Annotated in this window: 2 protein-coding genes; one reads left to right on the forward strand and one right to left on the reverse strand. The window is 73.2% G+C overall.

The features are described 5' to 3' along the window. Window positions 1-31 precede the first annotated feature (31 nt). Window positions 32-1,114, reverse strand: coding sequence for a septation protein SepH (gene sepH, locus ACFRAR_RS38560; RefSeq protein ID WP_380705098.1), 1,083 nt, complete (start codon window positions 1,112-1,114; stop codon window positions 32-34). Window positions 1,115-1,632: 518 nt separating this feature from the next. On the opposite strand from sepH, the gene ACFRAR_RS38565 reads away from it, so the two are divergent. Then, complete coding sequence (locus tag ACFRAR_RS38565) at window positions 1,633-2,523, forward strand: hypothetical protein (protein WP_380705100.1); 891 nt, start codon at window positions 1,633-1,635, stop codon at window positions 2,521-2,523. Window positions 2,524-2,624 lie beyond the last annotated feature (101 nt).

Here is a 2,624-nt window from a genome sequence, read left to right on the forward strand (position 1 = left end):
CGCCTCCCGCCCCTCCGGGGTACCGCGACTACTACTCCTGCTTCTTGCGCCGGCTGCCGAAGACGATCTCGTCCCAGCTGGGCACGGTGGCCCGGCGCCCGGGCCGGACGCCGTCCGCCTCGGCCTGCCGGTCGGTCGTGCCGACCAGGCGCTCGCGGTGCGGGGCGACGGCGCGCGGCATCAGGATGTCGGCGTAGGCCGAGCCCGCGCCGACCGCCGGGGCGGCGGCTGCCGCGGCCGGCTCCTCGCCCTCCTCGGCGACCTCGGCGGGCACCGGCTCGATCGCGCTGGGGCCGCCGACGGTGAGGTCGCCGCGGAAGGCGGGGACCACGTCGAGCAGGCTGGTCAGCGAGTCCCGGGCCTCGGCGGTGGCCTCCCGCGACTCGCGGACCTCGCGGGCCGACATGATGCGGTCGGCGGAGGGCCGGTCGATCATCGGGCGCGGCGGCCGGTCCTGGGGGAGCCGGGCGATCCGCGGGATGAACGGGAAGACCGACTCCTCCTCGCGGTCGACGTTCTCGCCGATCAGCGCGCGGGCCTCGTCGTCGTTGGGCTGGACCAGGCGCCTGGGCGGGTCGTACGTCCAGGAGGCGCTGCGGCCCTCGCCGTCGGCCCGGTAGGAGAGGATGACCTCCCAGGTGCCGTCGTCGCGCCGCCAGGAGTCCCAGCGCTCGGTGTCCTTCTCGGCGCCGCGCAGCGCGAGCCGCTCGGCCACGGCCTCGCCGAGCTGCGGGCCGGGGGACTCGCCGTTGCGGCGGATGGCGGTCTTGCGGGCGCGCTCGGCCATGAAGGCGCGCTCGGCGAGCACCGGCCCCTCGAAGCGGCGGACGCGGTCGACGGAGATCCCGGCGGCCTGGGCGACCTCCTCGGCGGAGGCACCGGCTCGTATCCGCGCCTGGATGTCCCGGGGGCGCAGGTGGCTCTCGACCTCGATCTCGATCTGGCCGAGGCGCGGCCGGTCGCCGCGGATGGCGGCACGCAGCCGCTCGTCGATGGGAAGGGTGTACTCCGTGCTGTCGGCAGCCTTGAGCACCAGCCGTGTGCCGTCGTTGCTGACGGCCACAACCCGCAGTTCGGGCACGGTTACCTCCCGGGTGGTGCCTGCCGACGTCACCTGCGTCGCTGCTCCCGTACTGAGTGTGGCCTGCCCACTCGCGACTGGCCACAACCTTGCTGAGTTCCCCGGCGTGTCGGGCTTACGCCCGCGCACGCCGTTGTGGCACGGTTGCCTTTTTGCCACGCCATCCGTCGACGTCGCGCCTGGGTGTCCCGGCCGTTCTCGCACGCGGAGTGACTGCGACGATCCGGGACCGGCGTCGCCGTGCGTGCCCGTTCCGTGGCTCCTCGTCAAGCTGCCGGTGGTGGCGCAGTCGACAAGTCGACCCAAGGCTCGGGCTTTACGAACAGTACTCCATTCGTGGCATCCAACGGGGCGGCTCGCCGCTCAAGTCTCCCGCGATTCACGGGAATCTCAAGAGCGCGCTCCCCCAATGGCGGACCACCGTCGGATGAACGGTGATCATCTTCACACAATCCGGGTGCGAAGAACCGCATTTTCGTCCCTTGTGTCCTTCTTTGGGCAAGATGGAGTGTCTTGTTCGAAGAACGGTCGTACGAACCCGAGGGATGTCGATGCCGGAGCGGAGTGCCGTCGAGGAGGGCGGCAAGGCCAAAGAGGGGCGCAAGCGGATCGATCTGAGTGTGGCTCAGGTCGCGGCCAGTGCGCTGGCCACGGTGGTGGGCGCGCTGCTGGCCTCCGAACTGGGGGTGTACGGCACGATCCTGGGCGCCGCCGTGGTGAGTGTCGGGGCGACCACCGGCGGCGCGGTGTTCCAGCACGTCTTCAAACGGACCGGCGAGCAGCTGCGCGGGGCGGTGGACCGGGGCCCGAACGCGACGGTCAACTCCCTGCGCCAGGTGCCGACGGAGTCCGAGTCCGGGCAGCCGCGGACGCGGGTGCGGCCGGCGGCCGTCACCTCGGAGTGGAACGCGCCGCAGGTGGTGCGGGCGCGGCGGCGCTGGAGCTGGAAGACCTACGCGGCGGTGTCCGGGCTGGTCTTCGTGCTGGCGATGGTGCCGATCGTGGCGTTCGAACTGGCCACCGGGCAGCCGGTGTCGGCGACGGTCAAGGGCGAGTCGGGCAACGGCACCTCCTTCGGCGGTTCGGTGGCGCCCAAGTCCTCCACCCCGAAGGACGTTCCCCCGGAGCGGCCGTCCACCGGTGGCGGCGGGCGGGGCCCGGAGTCCACGCCCTCCGGCGGCGCGTCGGCGCCGGCGACCACGAGGCCGAGTCGGGAGCCGGACGCCACGCCGGGCGCCGGTGCGGGCAGGGAGTCGCCCTCGACGGGACCGAGCGCGACCCCGTCGGCCGGTGCCTCCGGGCCGGCGGGCGGTGGGCGGCCCACCGGCGAGGCGACCCCGCAGCCGCCGGCGCCGAGCGGCGCGCCGGCGAACGATCCGGTGAACGGTCCGGTGAACGGTCCGGCGAAGGCGCCGGTCGCCCCGCCGCGGGACGCGCCCTAGCCGGGTCCTAGATGAATGAGTCCGATGTTCTCAGTGGTCATAGGCGATGAGTGAGCGCTTGATCGTGGCCCCGGTGTTCCAGTTGTGCCAGATCGCGGCGG

The sequence above is a fragment of the Kitasatospora sp. NPDC056651 genome (assembly GCF_042792155.1).
Classification (GTDB): Bacteria; Actinomycetota; Actinomycetes; order Streptomycetales; family Streptomycetaceae; genus Kitasatospora.

Excerpts from the sequence above, each read along its gene's own strand:
- ACFRAR_RS38565 (WP_380705100.1), top strand. The coding sequence starts at position 1,633 with ATGCCGGAGCGGAGTGCCGTCGAGGAGGGCGGCAAGGCCAAAGAGGGG.